Raw genomic sequence first — 21,114 nt, forward strand, 5'->3', positions numbered from 1 at the left:
ATTGGCTTAAAATATATTGCAGAAGACTGCTAAAAAATTAAGGGTTGCTTAGGAGGAAATGAAATGGACTTTAAAACAGAATTAAAAAAAAGAGCTACTTATGCTGAGGATATTATTAAAAAGTATATGCCAGTAGAGGAAGGATATCAGAAAACTATAATGGAAGCTATGAATTATAGTTTAAGCTCAGGAGGAAAAAGATTAAGACCTGTATTAACACTAGAAGCATGTAAAATAGTTGGAGGGGACTCTGATAATGCTATTCCATTCGCAGCGGCAATAGAAATGATACATACTTATTCATTAATACACGATGATCTTCCTGCACTTGATAATGATGATTTAAGAAGAGGTAGAGCTACAAACCATAAAGTATTTGGGGAAGCTATGGCTATACTTGCAGGAGATGCGCTTCTTAACTTTGCTTATGAAACAATGCTTAAAGAATCTATAGGTAAAGAAAATCCAGAAAGATATCTAAAAGCTACATACGAAATAGCAAAAGGAGCAGGTATCTACGGTATGGTAGGTGGACAGGTAGTAGATGTTCAGAGTGAAAATATGCAGATACCTAAAGAAAAATTAGACTACATACATGAAAATAAGACTGCAGCTATGATGGTTGGATGCATGAGAGCTGGAGCTGCTGTAGGTGGAGCTAATGAGGAACAGATGGAATGTATAACAGATTATGCTAATAAAATAGGATTAGCATTCCAGATAGTAGATGATATATTAGATATAGTGGGGGATGAAGCTAAACTAGGAAAACACGTAGGGAGCGATATAGAAAATAATAAATCTACTTACCCATCTTTAATGGGACTTGAAAAATCTAGAGAAATAGCTAAAAATCTAATAGAAGATGCTAAAAAAAGTATAGCAAAGGTAACAGATGATACAGAATTCCTAGATGGACTAGCAGATTATATATTATCTAGAGACCACTAATTTTTAAGAAGGAGGTATACTATGAAATACCTTATAGAATTTACTAATAATGGAGCACTTGCTATAAGTATAATAGCCTGTTTTCTTGCACAGTTGATAAAAGTATTTACTGGAAAAGAAAAAAGATTTGATATAAAAAGAATAACTACATCGGGTGGAATGCCTAGTTCTCATACATCATTTGTAACTAGTTTGGCTACTGTTGTTGGGATAGTAGATGGATTTAACTCTACAAATTTTGCAATAGCTGTAGTTTTTGCTCTTATAGTAATGTACGATGCAGCCGGGGTTAGAAGAGCTGTCGGTAAACAGGCTACAATATTAAATCAGATGTTGGAAGACCTTCAACATGGTAAATTAATACAAAATGAAAAATTAAAGGAGCTTATTGGACATACGCCTTTCGAGGTTTTAGGTGGTGCTATATTAGGGATAGTAGTAGCACTGATACTTATGTAATAAAGTAGAGGTGAAAATAATGTACAAATATTTGGATAAAGTAAACTCTCCTAAAGATATAAAAAATATGAATGTAGAAGAGTTAGACCTTCTTGCAAAGGATATTAGAAAATTTTTAGTTAGATCTGTATCTAAAACAGGAGGACATTTAGCATCTAATTTAGGAGTTGTTGAATTGACATTGGCACTACACAAAGTGTTTGATAGTCCAAAAGATAAGATAGTATGGGATGTCGGTCATCAGTCATACGTACATAAAATTATTACTGGAAGAAAAGATAAATTTGATACATTGAGACAGCTTAATGGGATGAGTGGATTCCCAAAAGAAAAGGAAAGCTGTCATGACATAATAGATACAGGACATAGTTCTACTTCTATATCGACTGCAGTTGGACTTGCATGTGCAAGAGATATAAAAGGAGAAGATGGAAGTGTAATAGCAGTTATAGGAGATGGTTCTATAACAGGAGGGATGGCTCTAGAAGCTATCAATCAACTAGGATATATAAAAAATGATATGATAATTATCCTAAATGACAACGAAATGTCTATAGACAAAAATGTAGGTGGTATGTCTACATATATGTCTGGTCTAATTAGAAATTCTAAAGTTCACAAAATGAAAGGTGAAGTAGATAGATTTTTAAATATGACTAGTACAGGTGGACAAATATCTAGAGCAGCAAGTAGACTTACAGATACAATAATGTATAGTTTTGTTCCTCAGGAATGTGCATTTTTTGATTCAATAGGTGTTAAATATTATGGACCTATAGATGGACATAATATAAGTGATTTAATAGCATGTCTAAAAAATGCAAAAGAAAGAAAAGGGCCTATGCTTCTTCATGTAATTACTAAGAAGGGGAAAGGATATAGATATGCAGAGGAACACCCAGACAAGTATCATGGAGTGTCTAAATTTGATATTAAAGAAGGTGTTAAGCCTTCAGATAAAAAGAGTATATCAGCAGCTGTGGGAGAAAAATTATCTCAAATGGCTTGTATAGACGATAAAATCGTTGCTATAACAGCAGCGATGCCATCAGGTACAGGACTTAATGTATTTGAAAAAAATCATCCAAATAGATATTATGATGTAGGAATAGCAGAACAACATGCAGTTGCTTTTTCGGCTGGACTTGCAAAAAATGGTATGAAACCATATTTTGCGGTTTATTCGTCATTCCTACAAAGAGGATATGACCAAATTTTACATGATGTATGTATAACAGGTAAAAATGTTACATTTTTAATAGATAGAGCAGGACTTGTAGGGAATGATGGAGAAACTCATCATGGAGAGTTTGATTTATCGTACTTAAATAGCATACCTGGTATAACTGTGATGGCACCTAAAGATACTAAAGAGCTTATGGCTATGATGGATTTATCTTTAGAAATAGAAGGACCTTGTGCTATAAGATACCCTAGAGGAAATTCTTATGAATTAAATATAGGAAGCTATGGTAGATTAGAAAAAGGAACTTATGAAGTATTAAAAACAGGAGAAGAAACAGTAATTTTAGCTATAGGTGATATGGTTAAAAATGCGCTTGAAGCATCAGAAATTCTTGAAAAAGAAGGTAAAAAAGTTGGCGTTGTAAATGCTAGATTCTTAAAACCTATGGATGAAAAATTATTGGAAGAATTATTTTCTAATTATAAAAATATAGTAACAGTTGAGGACAATATAATTGTAGGTGGATTCGGAAGTAGAGTATTACAATATGCAGCCGAAAATAAACACTACGATAATAGAGTTATTAATATAGCATTGCCAGAAAAATTTATACCTCATGGAAGTTGTGATGAGCTACAAGAATTAGCGGGTATATCCGCAAATAAAATTGCAGAAAGAATAAGAGAAATTTAAAGTTTTAAAAAGATTTAAGGTTTATAGCGTATAAAAGCGTATAAATTTTGGAAAGGATTAATATGAAGAAGAGAATAGATGTACTTCTTGTTGAGCAGGGTTACTTCGAAAGTAGAGAAAGAGCTAAAAAAGCTATAATGGCTGGATTAGTTTTTGTAGATAATCAGAGATGTGACAAAGCTGGTACAGAAGTAAAGGAAGATGCAAATATAGAAGTAAAAGGAAATCCAATACCTTATGTTAGTAGAGGTGGGCTAAAATTAGAAAAGGCTATGAAGAATTTTGACCTTACTTTAGAGGGAAAAATCTGTATGGATATAGGAGCATCTACTGGAGGATTTACAGATTGTATGCTTCAAAATGGAGCTATAAAGGTGTTCTCAATAGATGTTGGATATGGACAGTTAGCTTGGAAGCTTAGAAGTGATGAAAGAGTAGTTTGTATGGAAAGAACTAATATAAGAAATGTAACTACTGAGGATTTAAAAGAATTCCCTGATTTTGCTTCTATAGACGTATCATTTATATCATTAAAATTAGTACTTCCTGTAGCTAAAAAACTTCTTAGAGATGGTGGGGAAATAGTTGCCCTTATAAAACCTCAGTTTGAAGCGGGAAGAGAAAAAGTAGGTAAAAAAGGTGTTGTAAGAGAGACATCTACTCATATAGAAGTTATAGAAATGATTTCTGATTTTGCTGTAGAAAATGGATTTGCTATCAAAAATCTAGACTTCTCACCAATAAAAGGGCCAGAAGGAAATATAGAATATTTAATACATCTATGCACATCAAATGAAGGATTTACTTATGACAGAGAAAAACACTTTGAAAATATAAGAGAAGTTGTTGAAAAATCTCATCAGCTTAGTAAATAAAAATTAAAATAGAAAATTTTGCACTAAATCGATATGATTTGTGAGCTTGGAGGTGAGTTTGTAGTATTTTTATATACTACATATAGGTTTGATTCTCGAAATATATATGAAAAATTGTGCTCTTGTAGAGGAGTTAAGGCTCACTATAGACAAAAACTTGAATATTTTAACTGGGGAAACAGGTTCGGGAAAATCTATTATAATAGATGCACTTGGGCTATGTCTGGGAAATAAATACGATAAATCATTTTTAAGAAAAGGAACTGAAAAAGGTCTTGTAGAGGCAGTTTTTTATTCTGAAAATGAAAATTTAAAAAGAATAATGTCTGAAAATGATATTGATATGGAAGATGGAATAGTTACTATTGCAAGGGTAATCTATTCTGATGGAAAAAGTACAGCTAGGGTCAATGGAAGGACTGTAAAATTAACACTTCTTAAAGAAATAGTGTCTTATTTGATAGATGTCCATGGACAGCATCAAAATCAGCTTTTATTTGATCCTAGTAGACATCTAAAATTTATAGATGCATTTGCAGGAGAAAAGATTTTAGATTCTAAAAATGAATATAAAGAACTGTACTCTAAATACTCACAAATAAAGTCTGAGTTATCAAGATTAAATGATAATAAAGATGAAATGGAAATTCAGAGGGAAATAGATTTATTGAAATTCCAAATAGATGAGATAGAGGCGGCAAATTTAAATGCTGAAGAATATGAGGAACTTATTCAAAAGAGGGATGTATTTAGAAATAGTGAAAAAATATTTAATAATCTAAATGTATCCTATGAGGCAATACACAATAGCGAAATAAATGCTATAGATATTGTAGGAAGGGTAGTTAGTGAATTATCGCCAATATCATCTTTTGATAAAAAAATAGAAAATATTTACAATGAAGTAGAAAGAATAATGTACGAGTTACAGGATCTTTCTGGTGAAATAAGAGATTATAAAGATAGTATAAATTTTGAACCGTATGAACTTGAACAGATTGAGATAAGATTAAATGATATAAACAATCTTAGAAGAAAATATGGAGATACTATAGAGGATATATTCAAATTCCATGAAAAAATATCTAAAAGATTGTACGATATTTTAAATAGGGATGAAGAAAAGGAAAGACTAAAGGAAGAATTAGAATCTATAGAAAAAGAATTATATAAAAAATCAGAAGTATTAACTGAAATTAGAAAAGAAGAGGCTGAAAAAATGGCAGCTCTTTTAATTGAAGAACTTGATAGCATGGACATGAAGAATGTAAGATTCTCAACAGAATTTAGCGATAGAGATTTTACAGCAGAAGGAAGAGATTTAGCTGAATTTATGATTTCTTTCAACGTTGGAGAAGATTTAAGACCTATATCAAAGGTAGCGTCTGGTGGGGAAATATCTAGATTCATGCTTGCATTTAAGACTATTTTAGCGGATACAGACGAGATAGAAACATTAGTATTTGATGAAATTGATACAGGAATAAGTGGTATAGCAGCTCAAAATGTTGGAGAAAAATTATCTGATATAGCTTCTAAGAAGCAGATTATTTGTATAACTCATCTTCCTCAAATTGCTGCAAATGCAGATACTCACTACTGTATAGAAAAGAAAACTGATGGTGAAAGAACATTTACAACTGTAGAAAAGCTAGACTACGATGGTAGAAAAAGAGAAATATCTAGGTTAATATCAGGAAAACAAATAACAGAAAAAACAATAGAACATGCTAAGGAAATCTTGTCTCTTTCAGAGGCGTATAAAATAAATAGAGTTTTGTAGAAGATTTAAAAAGTATTAAATATATTTTAGACCTTTAACCAGGGGGAAGTGGAATGGAAACTAATGAAAAGATATTGTATACAAGTATATACAAATATCTAGAAGAAGCCCAAGTAGAAGATTTAAACGACGAGGATATAAAATTTATAAATACTATTGAGTTGGATACAAGAGAATTTATAAAGGATATAGGTATTCGAGCTAGTTTAAAGGGATATAAGTATATAAAAGAATCTATTTATGTAGAATTATTAAAGGATACTAAATACGATGTAAAAGAATACAATACTCTAATAACTACTATAGCAGAGGAAAATAATACCGAAAAATACAATATAGAAAGAAGTATGAGATATGCTATAGAGGTTCTAAAAAATAGCAGAGACTATAATGAACTGAATAAATTTTTAGGTAAGGATGTTTTTTCAAAATACAATATGCCTACAAATTTAGAATTTATTTTTTATGCAGCTGAAAAGATACGAGATTCTAAAAGTAAATGCAATACTTTCAGAAATAAAATAATTTAAAAAAGTATTACATTGGGAATAAAAGTTAAATTTTGTGGAAGTGACGATTAAATTCGTACTTCCTATTTTTTTGTAAAAATAAAAATATAATAAAAGTTAAAAAAGTATTTGAAATTGAGCGATTATGCCATGCCAAAAGTGTTTATAAAAAATAATTTTAAAAAAATAAATCTAAAAATGTTAAAAATAAGCGGTTAAATAGAAAAATATGGTATAATATAATGTGATTTTATGAAATTTGGAGGGTTTGATATGATAGTCAAGGCACCGATAAGGGTAGACCGCAAAACAAAGAAGCTTGCTAAAAGAATTCAGCCTGGTGAGATAGCAGTTATCAACCACGTTGATATAGATGAGGTTGCAGCAAACTCTTTAGTTGAAGCTAAGGTCAAATTAGTTATAAATGCCGCTGAGTCTATAAGTGGTAGATATCCTAATAAGGGACCTGGAATTTTAACAGAAAACAACATACTTATAATAGATAGAGTAGGAGAAGATGTTTTTAATAATGTAACTGAAGGTGAAACATTAGTAGTAGAAGATGGAAAAATATTCCGTGGTGATGAACTTATAGGCGAAGGTGATGTTCTTACTAAAGAAAAAGTAGCTGTTCAGATTAAATTAGCATACGACAACTTAGGAGAAGAATTAGACAGATTTATAGACAATACAATAGAATATGCTAAGAAAGAAAAAGGTTTTATACTTGGAGAAGTAGAAATTCCTAAGGTTAAAACAAAATATCGGGGAAAACAGGTTCTTATAGTTGTAAGAGGACAGGATTACAAAGAAGATTTAGCAACAATGATTTCTTATATTGAAGAGGTTAAACCAATTTTAGTAGGTGTAGACGGTGGAGCAGATGCACTTATGGAATTTGGATATAAACCAGATGTTGTAGTAGGAGATATGGATAGTGTAGGCGATGAATCATTAAAGGCAGCTGGAGAAATTGTCGTACATGCATACACAGACGGTAGAGCACCAGGGCTTAAAAGAGTTCAGGAATTAGGGCTTGATGCTGTAGTATTCCCAGCTCCAGGTACAAGTGAAGATATAGCGATGCTTATAGCATACGAATACAATGCTGAGTTAATAGTTGCACTTGGAACTCATTCTAATATAATAGACTTCCTTGAAAAAGGTAGAAAAGGTATGGCGAGTACTTTCCTAGTTAGAATGAAGATAGGTGCTAAGCTTATCGACGCAAAAGGGGTAAACCTTTTATACAGAAGTAAATTAAAAATAAAATATATTTGGGCATTAATAGCGACTGCATTATTCCCAGTATTAATACTGGCATCATTATCGCCAAAAATGCAGCAGTTTATACAGCTTATGCAGCTAAAATTAAGAATAATGCTTAATATGTAGTTTTTAACAGGAGGAAAATATTATGCATATAAATATGAAATATTATATTGTTTCGATTGGGGCAATATTCCTAGCTTTAGGTATAGGTATACTTGTAGGATTCAATCTAAACAATAACGAAGAAATTAACAAACAGCAGGCTTCTATAATAGAACAGCTTGATGAAGAATTTAATACTATTAAAGAAGAAAATGATACATTATCAAGTGATTTAAAAGAAACAGATAAAAAATACAATGATTTAATAGAATATGTAAATGCAAATGCAGATGCTTTAATGACAGGTTCTTTATCAGGTAAAAAAGTTGCTGTTATATCTACTTATGGAAGAACAGAAAATGTAGATAAATTAAAAGAAATAGTAAATTCAAATGAAGGTTCAGTAGCTTTTGAATTAGTATTCAATAAAGAAATAACTGACGAAGAAATAATAAAAGAGGCTGCAAAGAAAACTGGAGAAAAATTCAAATCAACTGAGGATGTTGTAAATTATGTATTCGATATAGTAAAAAGAGGTAATGCAGAAACTCTTGCTCCACTAGAAGAATTAAAAATGATAGATTTAAATTCTGAAAGCGATGATATAGCAAACTTCTCATCTGTTTTAATATCAGCAGCATCAGAATCATCAGATCCAGCAAAGCAGTTTAATGCACTTGACAAATTTGTAGTATCAAAATTAAAATCTGAAAACAAATATGTAGTTGAAGCACAGACAAAAGGAGCTAAAACTTCATACGTTGAACAGTACGCTAAAAATAAAGCAGCAACTGTAGATAATATAGATGAAAAAACAGGAGAACTTTCTTTAGTTGCTCTAGTACAGGATGAAAATCTTGTAGGTAATTTCGGAAGATTAGATACAGCATCTTCTCTAATCCCAATGGAAAAATAAGGAGAAAAAAATGGAACATTATACAAGTATAATAATGCCAGCATTTAATGAGGGTAGCAGAATAAAAGCTACCCTTGAAGGAATTGTTGGCATAGATGAAATAAATGAAATAATAGTTGTCGACGATGGTTCTTCTGATAATACAGAATCAGAGGCTAAAAGTGTAGACAGCGAAAAAGTGAAGGTATTTAGACTTGATAAAAACAGAGGTAAGGGATATGCTCTTAACTTTGGATTAAAAGAAGCTCTAAAAAATGCTGATATAGTAGGTTTCTTAGATGCAGATTTAGGGTCTTGTTCTTCAGAAGTAATAAAAATAATAAAACCAGTATTCAATGACGAAGCAGATGTAACAATAGCACAGTTCCCTGGAGCTAAGAAAAAGGGAGGATTAGGTCTTGTAAAAGGTCTAGCTAAAGAATCTGTGTATGAAATGACAGGTGTTGAATTAAATGCCAGTATATCAGGTCAGAGAATATTCAAAAAAGAAGTAATAGAAAGATTTGATACAATACCTTATGGATATGGTGTCGAAGTTGGTATGTCTATAGACATATTAAAATGGGGATACAGAATTAAAGAAGTTCCAGTAGAAATGACTCACAACGAAACAGGAAGAGATTTAAAAGGATTTATCCACAGAGGTAAACAGTATTACCATATCAAAAAAGTTGTAAAACAGAAGAAAAAGGAATGGGGTGCTAAGTAATGGCAGATATATACATTATGCTTATACTTGCATTAGTAGGATTTGTAGGTACACTTCTTATAATTCCTATGTTCAAAAAAATGTTAATAGAAGGCGAAATTGTTAGACCTAACTACAAACAGGATATGATACCTGTAAGTATGGGGATAGTATTCGTTCCAATGCTTGTTATATCATCTATGGTGCTTGCATATATAGATAGAGATCAAGAACACATGAAATATTTATTTATGTTCTTATTTGCAGCTTTATCTATGTCATTTGCAGGGATAATGGACGATATAATAGGAAATAGAAATGTAAGTGGTTTAAAAGGACACTTTAAAAGTCTTTTTAAAGGAACTCTTACAACAGGTGGATTTAAAGCACTTTACGGTGGATTTGTTGGATTATTAATATCAGTAGTTTTAACAAGAAGTATACCTGAAATAGTTTTAAATACACTTATAATAGCACTTTCTACAAATCTTATGAACTTAATGGATTTAAGACCAGGAAGAGCTATAAAAGTTTACTTAGTTATAATGATTGTTATGATAGCAACACTTACTGGATTTACTAGAATATTACCATTTTTAATAGTTCCAGCAGTTCTTGCTTACTTTAATCAGGATTTAAAGGCAAAATGTATGATGGGAGATGCTGGTTCAAATGTTCTTGGTATATCAATAGGTATATTTATGGCATTTGGATATTCAATGAATGTAAAAATAGGATGGCTAGTTTTCCTAGTACTTATCCATATTTTAACAGAAAAGTATTCTCTTACTAAAATAATAGAAAAAAATAAAGTCCTTAATTTCTTGGACAGATTAGGAAGGTAGTCATTTATGTTGAGTAGAAAAATCGGCGAAGTAGTTGAGATAAAAAAACAGAATGGACAGCTTGACGATATAAGAGTTGAAATAAATGGCGAGATATTTAGAGCATATAATTATCCTAAAATGACAGGTAAAGTCGATATTGGAGATAAGGTGCTTTTAAATACGACAGCTGTAGAGCTTTCTTTAGGAACAGGTGGATATCACTATGTAATATCTAACTTAGACAATATGGAGGCTGATTTAGAAGGTCAGGGACATATAATGAAGCTTAGATATACTCCAATGCAGGTCAGAGTAGATTCTGTAGAGGATCACGAAAGCAAATACCACGATGTATTTGAAGAATTTGAAAGTCTTGAAGGAATACCAGTTGTAGTTGGAACACTTCACAGCATGTTGACTCCATTTGCAGCTACATACAAAAGACTTAATCCAAATAAAAAACTTGTATATATAATGACAGATGGAGCTGCACTTCCAATATATTTCAGTATGAATGCTGAAACTCTAAAAAATAAAGGATTAATAGACTCTACAATAACATTTGGAAATGCTTTTGGCGGTGATTATGAGTGTATAAATATATATACAGCTTTAATAACTGCTAAGGAAATAGCAAAGGCAGATGCTATATTTGTAAGTATGGGGCCTGGAATCGCAGGAACTGGTACAAAATATGGATTCACAGGAATAGAACAGGGGCCTATATTAGATGCAATATCTAAATTAGGTGGTAGACCTATAGCTATACCTAGAATAAGTTTTGCCGATATGAGAGATAGACATAGAGGAATATCTCATCACAGTATAACTATATTTGATGAAATAGTGAATGTGGGGGTAGAAATACCTATAACTATTTACGATGATGAGAAAAATGAAAGAATAAAAAATCAAATTAAAGAAAATAAATTAGACGAAAAACACAAAATAGAGTATATAAAAAATGATAGAACTAAAGAAGATATAGATAGCTATGGTCTAAAGGTCAGAAGTATGGGAAGAAATTATGAACAAGATAGTGAATTTTTCGATTCAGCATCTTCTGCAGCAATCTATATAACAGAAAATAAATAATTCTATAAATTTAAAATAAGAAAATAAAAATTTTAGAATTTAATAACCTGACTTTAAAAGATTTCGTATGAAGGCATACGAGATGCAAGAAATCGAATAAGGAGTTTAGGATGGACAATTTAATAAAAGAATATCTAGATTATATAGAAAATAAAAGAAAATTATCTTCAAATACTGTTTCATCTTATAGCTTGGATTTGAAAAAATATAAAGATTATCTAGACGAAAATAATATAGATGTCAGGGAAGTAGTTGAAACAGATATATTAAATTATCTAGTAGAGCTAGAAAAAAACAATGTATCTGTTTCTACTATAGCTAGAATGACATCGTCTATAAAATCTTTCCATGATTATTTATTCTTTAGCAGGGTTTGTGAAACAGATCCTGCAAAGAATATTAAAAAGCCTAAGATAAAGAAAGAAGCAGTAGAAATTTTGACTGAGGAAGAGATAGAGGCTCTTCTTAATTTTGAAAATTTAGATTCAGATAAATTAAAAAGAGATAAGGCTATATTTGAGGTACTATACGGTACAGGAATGAAGGTATCAGAATTAATAGACCTTGATTTAGAAGATGTAGATTTTACTATGGGAAATATAACTTGCTCTTCAAGTAAGAATAAAAGGGTTATACCTTTAATAGATGTAACAAAAAAATACCTAGAAATGTATGTATATGAAGCTAGAGAAAATATAGCATCTGAAGGAGAAAGTGCTTTATTTGTAAGTGCACTTGGACGTAGATTTACAAGACAGGGATTATGGAAAATTATTAAAAAGTATTCTAAAAAAGCAAATATAAATAAGAATATTAATCCTACTATGCTTAGACATTCATTTGCTATACATATGATAAATAAGGGAGCAAATATAGCATCTGTAAACAAAATTTTGGGAAATACTAATTTAGCAAGTATACAGTCATACTTAAATTGTATAGATCAAAATATGAGAAAAGAAATGAATTTAAGACACCCAAGAAGATAAAAATATTATAAAAAATACTGAGTATAATAAAGTAAAAAGGAATTATAAAATATTTATAAACAGAAAGTCTAACATTATTTGTTAGACTTTTTTTTATTATACTGATATAATGTATAGTTGCAGAGTTATGTACTCGATTAAAGAGAGATTTGTAGACAGAAACGGAAATATGTAATATAATTGCAGATATTATATTTTAATAATATCTATTTTAAATCCAATAAAAAAGGAGAAATAATATGAAAAAAAAGATATTAGTTATTTTAGTACTTTTTGTTGTAATTTTTGCCTCTGGGGGTATATATTTTAAGAGTCGGTCTGGTGCATACGATGTAAACGAAGAGAAAAAAGTGGTTGTAAATATTCCGTCTGGCTCAGGAACTGACAGTATAGCAGATATACTTAGCGATGCAAAACTTATAAAAAACAAGCTAGTCTTTAAAATAAATGTGAAAATGAGTGGAAAAGCCTCTCAGTTTAAAGCTGGAGAATATCAGTTTGATCAATCATACACTAATGGAGAGATTATAGATGATATAGCAGCAGGTAAGATATACCACTCAGGTCCAAAAGTAACTGTCAAAGAAGGTGCAACTTCTATAGAAATAATTGATGAGCTAGTAAAGAAGAATCTGGGAACTAAAGAAAATTATGAAAAACTTATAAATAATCCAGATGAGTTTAGAGATAAGTATGAGTTTTTAAAAGATAAGAATATAAAATCTTTAGAAGGATTCCTTTATCCTAGTACATATTTCTGCACAGAAGGAGAAAGCGAAAGAGAAGTTATCTCTAGAATGTTAAATAAATTTGATGAAATGTACAAATATAAAATAAAACCAGAAATGGATAAACATAAAGACCTTAATTTCTACGATGTTATGAAAATGGCATCTATAATAGAAAAAGAGGCTGTTGTTGATAAAGATAGACCTTTAATTTCTAGTGTATTTTATAATAGATTGGCAAAGGATATGCCTCTTCAGTCAGATGCTACAATTCAGTATGCATTTAAAGAAAGAAAAAAAGTGGTTACGTATGAAGATTTAAAAATAGAATCTCCGTACAACTCTTACAAGTATAAAGGATTACCACCTACACCGATAGCAAATCCATCTTGGAAATCAATAGAAGCAGCGATAAACCCTGCTGAAACAGATTATCTATACTTTGTAGCAAAAACTGATGGTGGAGAAAACAACTATGCTAAGACTTATGAAGAGCATTTAAAAAATGAAAAACGGTATAAAGAACAGAGAGAAAAAAATAAACAGGAAACTCAGAATAAAGAATCTGAGGCAAATTAATTAGAATTGGAGAGATTTTATGAGTAATATAGTAAACGACCTTGTTGAAGAATATATAAGGGAAACACTAGCTGAAAAAGATGGGTTACTTAAAGAATTAGAAGATTACGCCCACGAAAACAGTGTACCTATAATTCACAAAGAGGTATCAGATCTTTTAAAAGTTATATTAAAAATACATAGACCTAAAAGAATTCTTGAAGTTGGATGTGCAATAGGATATTCGTCAATATTCTTTGCGTCTGTATTAGGTGGAGATGTTGAAATTATAACTACTGAAAGAAATGAAGTTATGATAGAAAAAGCAAAAGAAAATATAAAAAGAGCAGGTCTTGAGGATAAGATAACTATTCTTGAAGGAGATGCTGAAGAAACATTAAAAAATATAGATGGAGAATTTGATATGATCTTTATAGATGCAGCAAAAGGTCAGTATCAGCTATTCTTTGATCTTGTAATAGATAGATTAAAAAAAGGTGGACTTGTAGTTTCAGATAATATACTTTACAAAGGAATGGTTGCTCACGACGATTTCGTTGTAAGAAGAAAGAAAACAATAGTTAAGAGAATGAGAAATTATCTGGATTATATATGCACTTGTGATTATTTAAGCACATCTCTAATACCAATAGGAGACGGTGTAGCGTTAAGTTATAAAGAAGGAGAGAGAAAGTAATTATGGAAATGAAAAGAGCAGAATTATTGGCTCCAGCGGGAGACCTTGAAAAATTAAAAACTGCCATAATATACGGTGCTGATGCTGTATATATAGGTGGAGAAGTATTTGGAATGAGATCAGCTGCTAAAAACTTCAGCATAGAAGATATGGCAGAAGGTGTTGAATTCGCACACGCAAGAGGAAAAAAAGTATATGTAACAGTTAATATAATACCTCACAACGAAGACTTTAAATATTTAGACGAATATTTATTAGAATTACAGAGAATAGGTATAGATGCAATAATAGTATCTGACCCAGGGGTTATAAGTGTAGCTAAGAGAGTTGTTCCAGAAATGGAATTACACTTAAGTACTCAGGCTAATACTACAAACTTTGAAAGTGCTAATTTCTGGTACAATCAGGGAATAAAAAGAGTAGTTGTTGCTAGAGAAATGTCTTTTGAAGAAATAAGAGAAATAAGAGAAAAAACTCCAGATGATTTAGAGATAGAAGCATTCATGCACGGTGCAATGTGTATATCTTATTCAGGAAGATGCTTAATAAGCAACTACATGACAGGTAGAGAAGCTAACAAAGGTTCTTGTGCACAGTCATGCAGATGGCAGTACTACCTAATGGAAGAAAAAAGACCAGGTGAATACTTCCCAATATATGAGGATGAAAGAGGAACATTCTTCTTCAACTCAAAAGACCTTTGTATGATAGAACACATACCAGAACTTGTTGAATCAGGTATAATGAGTTTAAAAATAGAAGGAAGAATGAAAACAGCTTACTATGTTGCAACAGTTGTTAGAGCATATAGAATGGCATTAGATGCATACTATGAAGACCCAGAAAACTGGACATACAACCCAATGTGGATGGAAGAACTTAAAAAAGGAAGTCATAGACACTTTACAACAGGATTCTACCTACACAAACCTGACACAGAAGATCAGAACTATGAATCTGCATCTTATGTAAGAAACTACGATTTCATAGGTGTTGTTAGAGGACATGATGAAGAAACTGGTCTTGCAATAGTAGAGCAGAGAAATAAAATGTCTGTTGGAGAAGATATAGAAATAATGGCTCCATACAAAGAAACTATGTACGCTAAGATATTAGAAATGTACAATGAAGACGGTGAGCCAATAGAATCAGCTCCACATCCAAGACAGATAGTAAAAATGAAACTAGATGTTCCTGTAGAAGAAGATTATATGCTTAGAAAACCTATAGAAGAAAAAGTAGATAATTAATAAATTTTAAGTAAGTAATAAAATACTAATAAAATAAAAGATTAATGATTAAATAGAAAATCGATAATTGATGGACTCTCTCTATCTAATAGGGGGAGTCTATTTTTTTAGATTAAATTATGAATAATTAAATATTATTTTGGAAAGTGTGCAATTTATGATAAATTAAAAGTTAGAGGTATTTAAAAGTTATTTGTATTGAAATAAAAATAATCTTGGATTAAATTAAAAAATATTATAAAAAATATTGCACGAAATTAAAATAAAATATTTAAAAAATATTGTAAAAAATATTGGATAAAATGAATATAATAATGAAAATTTGAAGATTATATACAATGAAAGGAGAAATTTTATGGGAACAAATTCAGAAACAAGAATCTTTGCACTTTTAGGTCATCCAGTTAGCAATAGTTTTTCACCTAATATGCATAGTTATTTATTTGAAAAGTATGGTGTAAATGGAGCGTATCTATGTTTTGATATAGAGCCTAGAAAAATATACAAATCTATTGAAGCTATGAGACTTTTAAATACAGTTGGGTTTAATGTAACTATTCCATACAAGACCGATGTAATGGCAGGACTAGATGAAATAGATAGAAATGCAGAGTTGATAGGAGCTGTTAATACTGTAAAAAATGAAGGTGGAGTTTTAAAAGGATACAATACAGACGGAAGAGGCTTTGTAAAGGCTATTACAGACAGAAATATTCATCTAGAAGGTAAGAGTGCTATTATATTGGGATGTGGAGGTGCTTGTAGAAGTATAGCTATAGAAATGGCATCTAATGAAATTAAAAAAATTGATATAAGAAATAGAAGTATTGAAAATGCAGAAAAAATAGCTAAAAGAGTAGGCACTGTATTTGGTACAGAAGTTGTATATTCTAGTATGGCTGTATCCAAAGAGGATTTAGAAGAGTACGATTTCTTGATAAATACAACTCCAATAGGAATGGAGAGCGATGAATGCCCTATAGATGAAGATGTAAAGGTTTCGAGTGATATAGTAGTTTACGATATAGTTTATAAACCTCATAGAACTAATTTAATAAAATGGGCAGAAAAAAATAATTTAAGAGTCATTCATGGAATTGATATGCTTATAAATCAAGGTATAGAAGCTTTTGAAATATGGACTGGGAAAAAGGTAGACTCAAAAGATGCAGAAATTCTGAAAGAAATGTTCCAATCTGAAAGAATTTAATTTATAAAGGGTGATAAAAATGGGTTACTAGAAAAAGTATTTATTTCTATAAAAAGAAAAGAAAGTAAAAAAAGTGGCTTTATAATAACAGATTCTATTATAGCTGTATCTATATTGTTTTTATCTATGTATTTATTTTCTACATTTAATAATAATACAAATGCTATTTTAGAGCAAAATAGAAATTACAAAGAGTTAGTTTATACAGCAGAGGTTGAGTTAAATAAAGAATTGGATAATGTGAAAAAAGGAAGCTTATCAATCAAAAATACGTATAAGACTGATGATGTAATTATAAGTAAAAAAGTAGAGCCTGTGGATATAAATAGAGGGGTGTATGTCGTTACAGTAGATGCTATTCGAGATGATAAGAAAATTACTCTGCAGGGATATGAACGATGGAAAGAGGATGATATATTTGTTCAATCTTTGGAGTAAAGTTTTAAAAATGAAAAAGGCAGGAAGTGTTTCTATTTCTGCGATAATGGTTCTTACATTAATGACTATATCCTGTGCAGCACTTCAAGAAAGGATTGTAGATTATATAGAAAGTGAAAATACAGATATAAAGTCAGAAAATCTTTTGAGAAGAGCTGAAGGTGCAGCCATAATAGCAGAGGAAAAAATAGTAGAGGCCACTCAAAGATTGTATGATTCTAGCGTAGATAGAAGAGATTTTAAGAGAAAAATTGAAAGTTATTCTTATAGAAAGCAATATGTAGCTGAAATAGAGGATATAGCAGATGTAAATATAGAAAATGTAAAGATAGATGTTTATAGAGATGATATAGCTCAGGATGGACTAGGGCTTTATAAATTTTGGGTGTATATTACGGTAAAAGAAGGCGAATTTAAACGAGAAATAGATTTATGTGTAACTTTAAAGAATTTATTTAAAGAAAAACCTATAAAAGATGAAAATAATAAACCTAATAATCAAGAAAATCCCAATATACCAGAAAAGCCGGATGATAATATAGAAGCACCAGGAGAAAATATTGAAAATCCAAATTTAAATAATCCAGATTTAAATAATCCTGATAGCGAGAATGGAAATGATACAAATCAAGAAATAGATCCTGAAGAAGATATTCCTGAGAGATATAATGCTAGAGATGCGTTAATATTTAGAGTTAAAAAAGAATAAATATTAAAAAGAGTAGAGATTTATTAGAGGTGTTTTCGATGAAAAGAGAAGGAATGTGAGCATGGCCGAGCTTGTTGTAGGAATGTGTTTGATGGTTTTATTGGTTGGCCTAGTTATTCCTAAGGTAGATGTTGGATATGCTAAAGCTGAATGGGAACGGAGAAAGCTTTGTTCAGAAATAAGATATATCAAAAGAAGAAATTTAGCAGGAGTAAATGAAGATATAAGAGTTACAAATAGCGAGAAAAAAAGTGCTTATTATATAGCTTGTAGGACAAACCTACTCAAAAAAGTTGAGATGCCAGAAAATATTAGAATGGAAACGCTTATAGATAGAATACACTTCCACACAGATGGGAAGCCTTATAAAGCTGGAACTGTAGAGATAAACTATAAAAAGAAAATCTATAGCATAACAATAACTCCTATATCTGGAAGGGTTTTATTTAAGGAGGGAATATACTCGAGTGCAAAGTAGAAAACTTTCTAGGAAATGTGGTTATCTTATGATTGAAGTATTTGTAGCTATCAGTATATCTTTAGTAGTCATGAGTACTGTTTCTATTATGTTGAGCGAATCTATGAATTTGATAAAGCAAACAGATTCTAGGATAGAGTTGAGAGAGCAGTTTGATGAAATGGCTACAACTATAAAAAGAGAGCTTAGAAATTCTAATAATTTAAAATTTTATTATAAAGATAGAGGATTAGCTTTGTGCGATGAATTTATAGAAATAGATAGAATTAATTTTTCTCAATTTGAAAATGTAAATCAAGGTGTTGTTGAAATTTCAGAGAGAGTTATGTACATAGAAGAGAAAAAGAAAAAAATCTTTATATATTATAACGGTGGGGCCTATGAGATAGGAAATTATGTAGAAAAAATTGAAGTAAAGCAAGATTCTGAAGGTATTTTTTCGATTAAACTTAAACTTAACAAAAATAATAATAGATTTAGTGATATAATAAGCATAAGGATGAGGAATTGATATTGGTAGAATAGTAAAAATACTTGTTTAAATCATACAATGTATGATATTATGTTATCAGTAGGATTATGAAATATTATAAGAATACAAAAATAGCCTTTAGAGGTTAAGTAATATTTATTGGAGGTTATATAAATGGTAACAGCAAGTGAATTTAGAAAAGGTGTAACTTTTGAAAAAGACGGTCAGCCATGTCTAGTAGTAGATTTCCAGCACGTTAAACCTGGAAAAGGGGCTGCTTTCGTTAGAACAAAATACAGAAATCTTATAACAGGAGCAACTAGAGAAGAAGCTTTCAACCCAAGTGATAAATTCCCTAAAGCTCAGATAGAAACTAAACAGATGCAGTATCTATACAACGATGGTGAATTATACTACTTCATGGATCAGGAAACATTTGATCAGATAGCATTAGATTACGTACGGGTTGAAGATGCTATAAAATTCATGAAAGAAAATGAAGTTGCTACAATAAGATTCTTCCAGGGAAGTCCATTCGAAGTTGAAGGACCAAACTTTGTTGAGTTAGAAATAACTGAAACAGAACCTGGTATAAAAGGAAATACAGCAAGTAACGTAACTAAATCAGCTACAGTTGAAACTGGAGCAGTTGTTCAGGTTCCTTTATTCATAAATGAAGGAGACAAAATAAAAATAGACACTAGAACTGGTGAATATTTATCAAGAGTAAACAACTAATATCAAATTTCAAACCAAATTAAAAATGTATAGCACCGACAAAAGTCGATGTTAAAACAAAGCATTGAAAGCGAGGGGCAGGACATGAAAGTAAAAGAAAATGTTGCATACCTAAGAGGATTAGCAGAAGGACTTGAAATAGCAAAAGAAGGAAGTACTGGAAAAGTTATCAATAAAATGATAGAAACTCTAGACAAATTTGCAGATGCTATAAATGAACTTCAGGAAGAAAACGAAGAACTTCGTGAATATATAGAAGACATGGACTCAGATTTAGCAGATATGTATGAAGATATGGAAGAATTAGAAGAAAACATAGACGATATATATGAAGAATTAGAAGACATGGAAGAAGATATAGAAGATCTTTATGAATGTGAATGTGATTGTGATTGCGAAGATGAAGACGATGATGATTACGGCTACATTGAAATGGAATGCCCATATTGCGGTGAATTAGTAGAAATAGATGAAGATGAACTTTATGATGACGATTTAGACATAGTTTGTCCTTATTGTGAAGAAGTTATATTATCTTCAGAAGACTTCGATGATGAATGCGAAGAAGGCTGCTGTTCATGTGAAGGATGCTGTGGTGAAGACGAAGAATAAATCGATCTTTATAGAAAAATAAAAATCTATGTAAAATTAAAAAATGCCTATGAGATTGGTTTTTCATAGGCATTTTTTTGTGATACAATTAATCATAGAAATGCACGGAGAAATTTGATAAAATCGAAATTTATCATAAAAATTGGAGGCAAAAGTATGAAAATGAGAACTTTTAATGAAATAAAAGAAAATATAGACAAATTTGAAGAAGTGATAGGTTATAAATTTAATAATAGAGAATGTATATTAGAAGCTTTAACACATAGTTCTTATTCAAATGAAAATAAAAAATTTAAATACAATGAAAGAATGGAATTTTTAGGGGACTCAGTCCTTGGATTAGTAATAAGTGACCACATATTTAAAAAGGAAACAGGAGTTCCAGAAGGTGAGCTTACAAAATTAAGAGCTAATATAGTTTGTGAAGGTTCTCTTAGTGAAGCAGCTAAGAACATAAATTTAGGAGATTACATACTTTTAGGTAGAGGTGAAGAAGCTACAGGTGGTAGAGAGAGAAAATCTATACTTGCAGATGCTTTTGAAGCCGTTATAGCAGCGATATACTTAGATGGTGGAATAGAAAATGCGTCTAAATTTATACTAGCGAACCTTTCTGATATAATAAAAGATTCAATAGACGGAAAAATATTTAGAGATTATAAAACTCAGCTTCAGGAAGAAATACAGAAAAATGGAGCTAGCAATATATGGTATAGATTAATAGATGAAGATGGTCCAGACCACAATAAAACATTTATAATGATGGTTGGTGTGGATGAAAAAGAGCTAGGTGTAGGAAAAGGTAAGAGCAAAAAAGAAGCAGAACAGGCTGCGGCAAAGGCGGCTATTTCAAATTTAATAGATAATGAAAGATAGGTG

Annotated in this window: 23 protein-coding genes; all 23 read left to right on the top strand. The window is 30.7% G+C overall.

The annotated features are described in order from the left end of the window. The first annotated feature begins 63 nt into the window (after positions 1-63). The 23 genes from ACK2WO_RS05770 (at position 64) to rnc (ending at position 21,111) form a co-directional block, all read left to right on the top strand. Positions 64-951, top strand: a complete 888-nt coding sequence (locus tag ACK2WO_RS05770) for a polyprenyl synthetase family protein (protein ID WP_414698699.1) — start codon at positions 64-66, stop codon at positions 949-951. A 21-nt stretch (positions 952-972) separates the two neighbouring features. Continuing rightward, the gene (locus ACK2WO_RS05775; protein ID WP_178411745.1) at positions 973-1,410 is read left to right on the top strand and encodes a divergent PAP2 family protein; all 438 of its coding nucleotides are present in this window, start codon (positions 973-975) and stop codon (positions 1,408-1,410) included. Positions 1,411-1,429: 19 nt separating this feature from the next. Continuing rightward, entirely contained in the window at positions 1,430-3,289 is a 1,860-nt protein-coding gene (gene dxs / locus ACK2WO_RS05780; RefSeq protein WP_414698700.1) for a 1-deoxy-D-xylulose-5-phosphate synthase, read from the top strand. Between the two features lie 62 nt (positions 3,290-3,351). Then, a complete protein-coding gene (locus ACK2WO_RS05785) occupies positions 3,352-4,164 on the top strand; it encodes a TlyA family RNA methyltransferase (protein WP_118548201.1) in 813 nt (270 codons plus the stop codon). A gap of 88 nt (positions 4,165-4,252) precedes the next feature. Next, complete coding sequence (recN, locus tag ACK2WO_RS05790; RefSeq protein WP_414698701.1) at positions 4,253-5,947, top strand: DNA repair protein RecN; 1,695 nt, start codon at positions 4,253-4,255, stop codon at positions 5,945-5,947. A gap of 53 nt (positions 5,948-6,000) precedes the next feature. After that, a complete protein-coding gene (locus ACK2WO_RS05795) occupies positions 6,001-6,477 on the top strand; it encodes a sporulation initiation factor Spo0A C-terminal domain-containing protein (RefSeq protein WP_414698702.1) in 477 nt (158 codons plus the stop codon). A 252-nt stretch (positions 6,478-6,729) separates the two neighbouring features. Further along, complete coding sequence (gene steA / locus ACK2WO_RS05800) at positions 6,730-7,851, top strand: putative cytokinetic ring protein SteA (RefSeq protein ID WP_178411750.1); 1,122 nt, start codon at positions 6,730-6,732, stop codon at positions 7,849-7,851. 22 nt (positions 7,852-7,873) lie between these two features. Then, positions 7,874-8,746: a copper transporter gene (locus ACK2WO_RS05805; protein WP_414698703.1), complete on the top strand. Its 873-nt coding sequence runs from the start codon at positions 7,874-7,876 to the stop codon at positions 8,744-8,746. A 10-nt stretch (positions 8,747-8,756) separates the two neighbouring features. Next, positions 8,757-9,455 carry a glycosyltransferase gene (locus ACK2WO_RS05810; protein WP_178411752.1) on the top strand — a complete coding sequence of 233 codons (699 nt, stop codon included), beginning with the start codon at positions 8,757-8,759 and terminating at the stop codon, positions 9,453-9,455. Beyond that, on the top strand, positions 9,455-10,279 hold the full coding sequence (locus ACK2WO_RS05815; RefSeq protein WP_178411753.1) for a glycosyl transferase: 825 nt from the start codon (positions 9,455-9,457) through the stop codon (positions 10,277-10,279). The genes ACK2WO_RS05810 and ACK2WO_RS05815 overlap by 1 nt, the downstream gene beginning before the upstream one ends. Positions 10,280-10,285: 6 nt before the next feature. Continuing rightward, entirely contained in the window at positions 10,286-11,356 is a 1,071-nt protein-coding gene (locus ACK2WO_RS05820) for a DUF3866 family protein (protein WP_414698704.1), read from the top strand. Between the two features lie 110 nt (positions 11,357-11,466). Then, complete coding sequence (locus ACK2WO_RS05825) at positions 11,467-12,345, top strand: tyrosine-type recombinase/integrase (RefSeq protein ID WP_414698705.1); 879 nt, start codon at positions 11,467-11,469, stop codon at positions 12,343-12,345. Between the two features lie 239 nt (positions 12,346-12,584). Continuing rightward, positions 12,585-13,652 (top strand): endolytic transglycosylase MltG, encoded by a 1,068-nt coding sequence (gene mltG, locus ACK2WO_RS05830; protein WP_414698706.1) that lies wholly within the window; start codon positions 12,585-12,587, stop codon positions 13,650-13,652. A gap of 19 nt (positions 13,653-13,671) precedes the next feature. Continuing rightward, positions 13,672-14,328 (top strand): class I SAM-dependent methyltransferase, encoded by a 657-nt coding sequence (locus ACK2WO_RS05835; protein ID WP_178412284.1) that lies wholly within the window; start codon positions 13,672-13,674, stop codon positions 14,326-14,328. Positions 14,329-14,330: 2 nt separating this feature from the next. Further along, a complete protein-coding gene (locus ACK2WO_RS05840) occupies positions 14,331-15,578 on the top strand; it encodes a U32 family peptidase C-terminal domain-containing protein (protein ID WP_178412285.1) in 1,248 nt (415 codons plus the stop codon). A 355-nt stretch (positions 15,579-15,933) separates the two neighbouring features. Then, positions 15,934-16,788 (top strand): shikimate dehydrogenase, encoded by an 855-nt coding sequence (aroE, locus tag ACK2WO_RS05845; RefSeq protein ID WP_414698707.1) that lies wholly within the window; start codon positions 15,934-15,936, stop codon positions 16,786-16,788. Between the two features lie 126 nt (positions 16,789-16,914). Beyond that, positions 16,915-17,226, top strand: a complete 312-nt coding sequence (locus tag ACK2WO_RS05850; protein ID WP_414698708.1) for a hypothetical protein — start codon at positions 16,915-16,917, stop codon at positions 17,224-17,226. A 10-nt stretch (positions 17,227-17,236) separates the two neighbouring features. Then, a complete protein-coding gene (locus ACK2WO_RS05855) occupies positions 17,237-17,935 on the top strand; it encodes a hypothetical protein (protein WP_414698709.1) in 699 nt (232 codons plus the stop codon). Between the two features lie 61 nt (positions 17,936-17,996). Beyond that, the gene (locus ACK2WO_RS05860) at positions 17,997-18,413 is read left to right on the top strand and encodes a hypothetical protein (protein ID WP_414698710.1); all 417 of its coding nucleotides are present in this window, start codon (positions 17,997-17,999) and stop codon (positions 18,411-18,413) included. Continuing rightward, positions 18,403-18,924, top strand: a complete 522-nt coding sequence (locus tag ACK2WO_RS05865) for a type II secretion system protein J (protein WP_414698711.1) — start codon at positions 18,403-18,405, stop codon at positions 18,922-18,924. Before ACK2WO_RS05860 ends, ACK2WO_RS05865 begins: the two co-directional genes overlap by 11 nt. A 135-nt stretch (positions 18,925-19,059) precedes the next feature. Next, entirely contained in the window at positions 19,060-19,623 is a 564-nt protein-coding gene (gene efp / locus ACK2WO_RS05870; RefSeq protein ID WP_006440085.1) for an elongation factor P, read from the top strand. Between the two features lie 84 nt (positions 19,624-19,707). Then, positions 19,708-20,235 carry a CD1247 N-terminal domain-containing protein gene (locus ACK2WO_RS05875; protein ID WP_178411968.1) on the top strand — a complete coding sequence of 176 codons (528 nt, stop codon included), beginning with the start codon at positions 19,708-19,710 and terminating at the stop codon, positions 20,233-20,235. Between the two features lie 162 nt (positions 20,236-20,397). After that, the gene (gene rnc, locus ACK2WO_RS05880; protein ID WP_178411970.1) at positions 20,398-21,111 is read left to right on the top strand and encodes a ribonuclease III; all 714 of its coding nucleotides are present in this window, start codon (positions 20,398-20,400) and stop codon (positions 21,109-21,111) included. The last annotated feature ends 3 nt before the right edge of the window (positions 21,112-21,114 follow it).

The organism is Peptacetobacter sp. AB845 (assembly GCF_047528295.1).
In the GTDB taxonomy this organism is placed as follows: Bacteria; Bacillota; Clostridia; order Peptostreptococcales; family Peptostreptococcaceae; genus Peptacetobacter.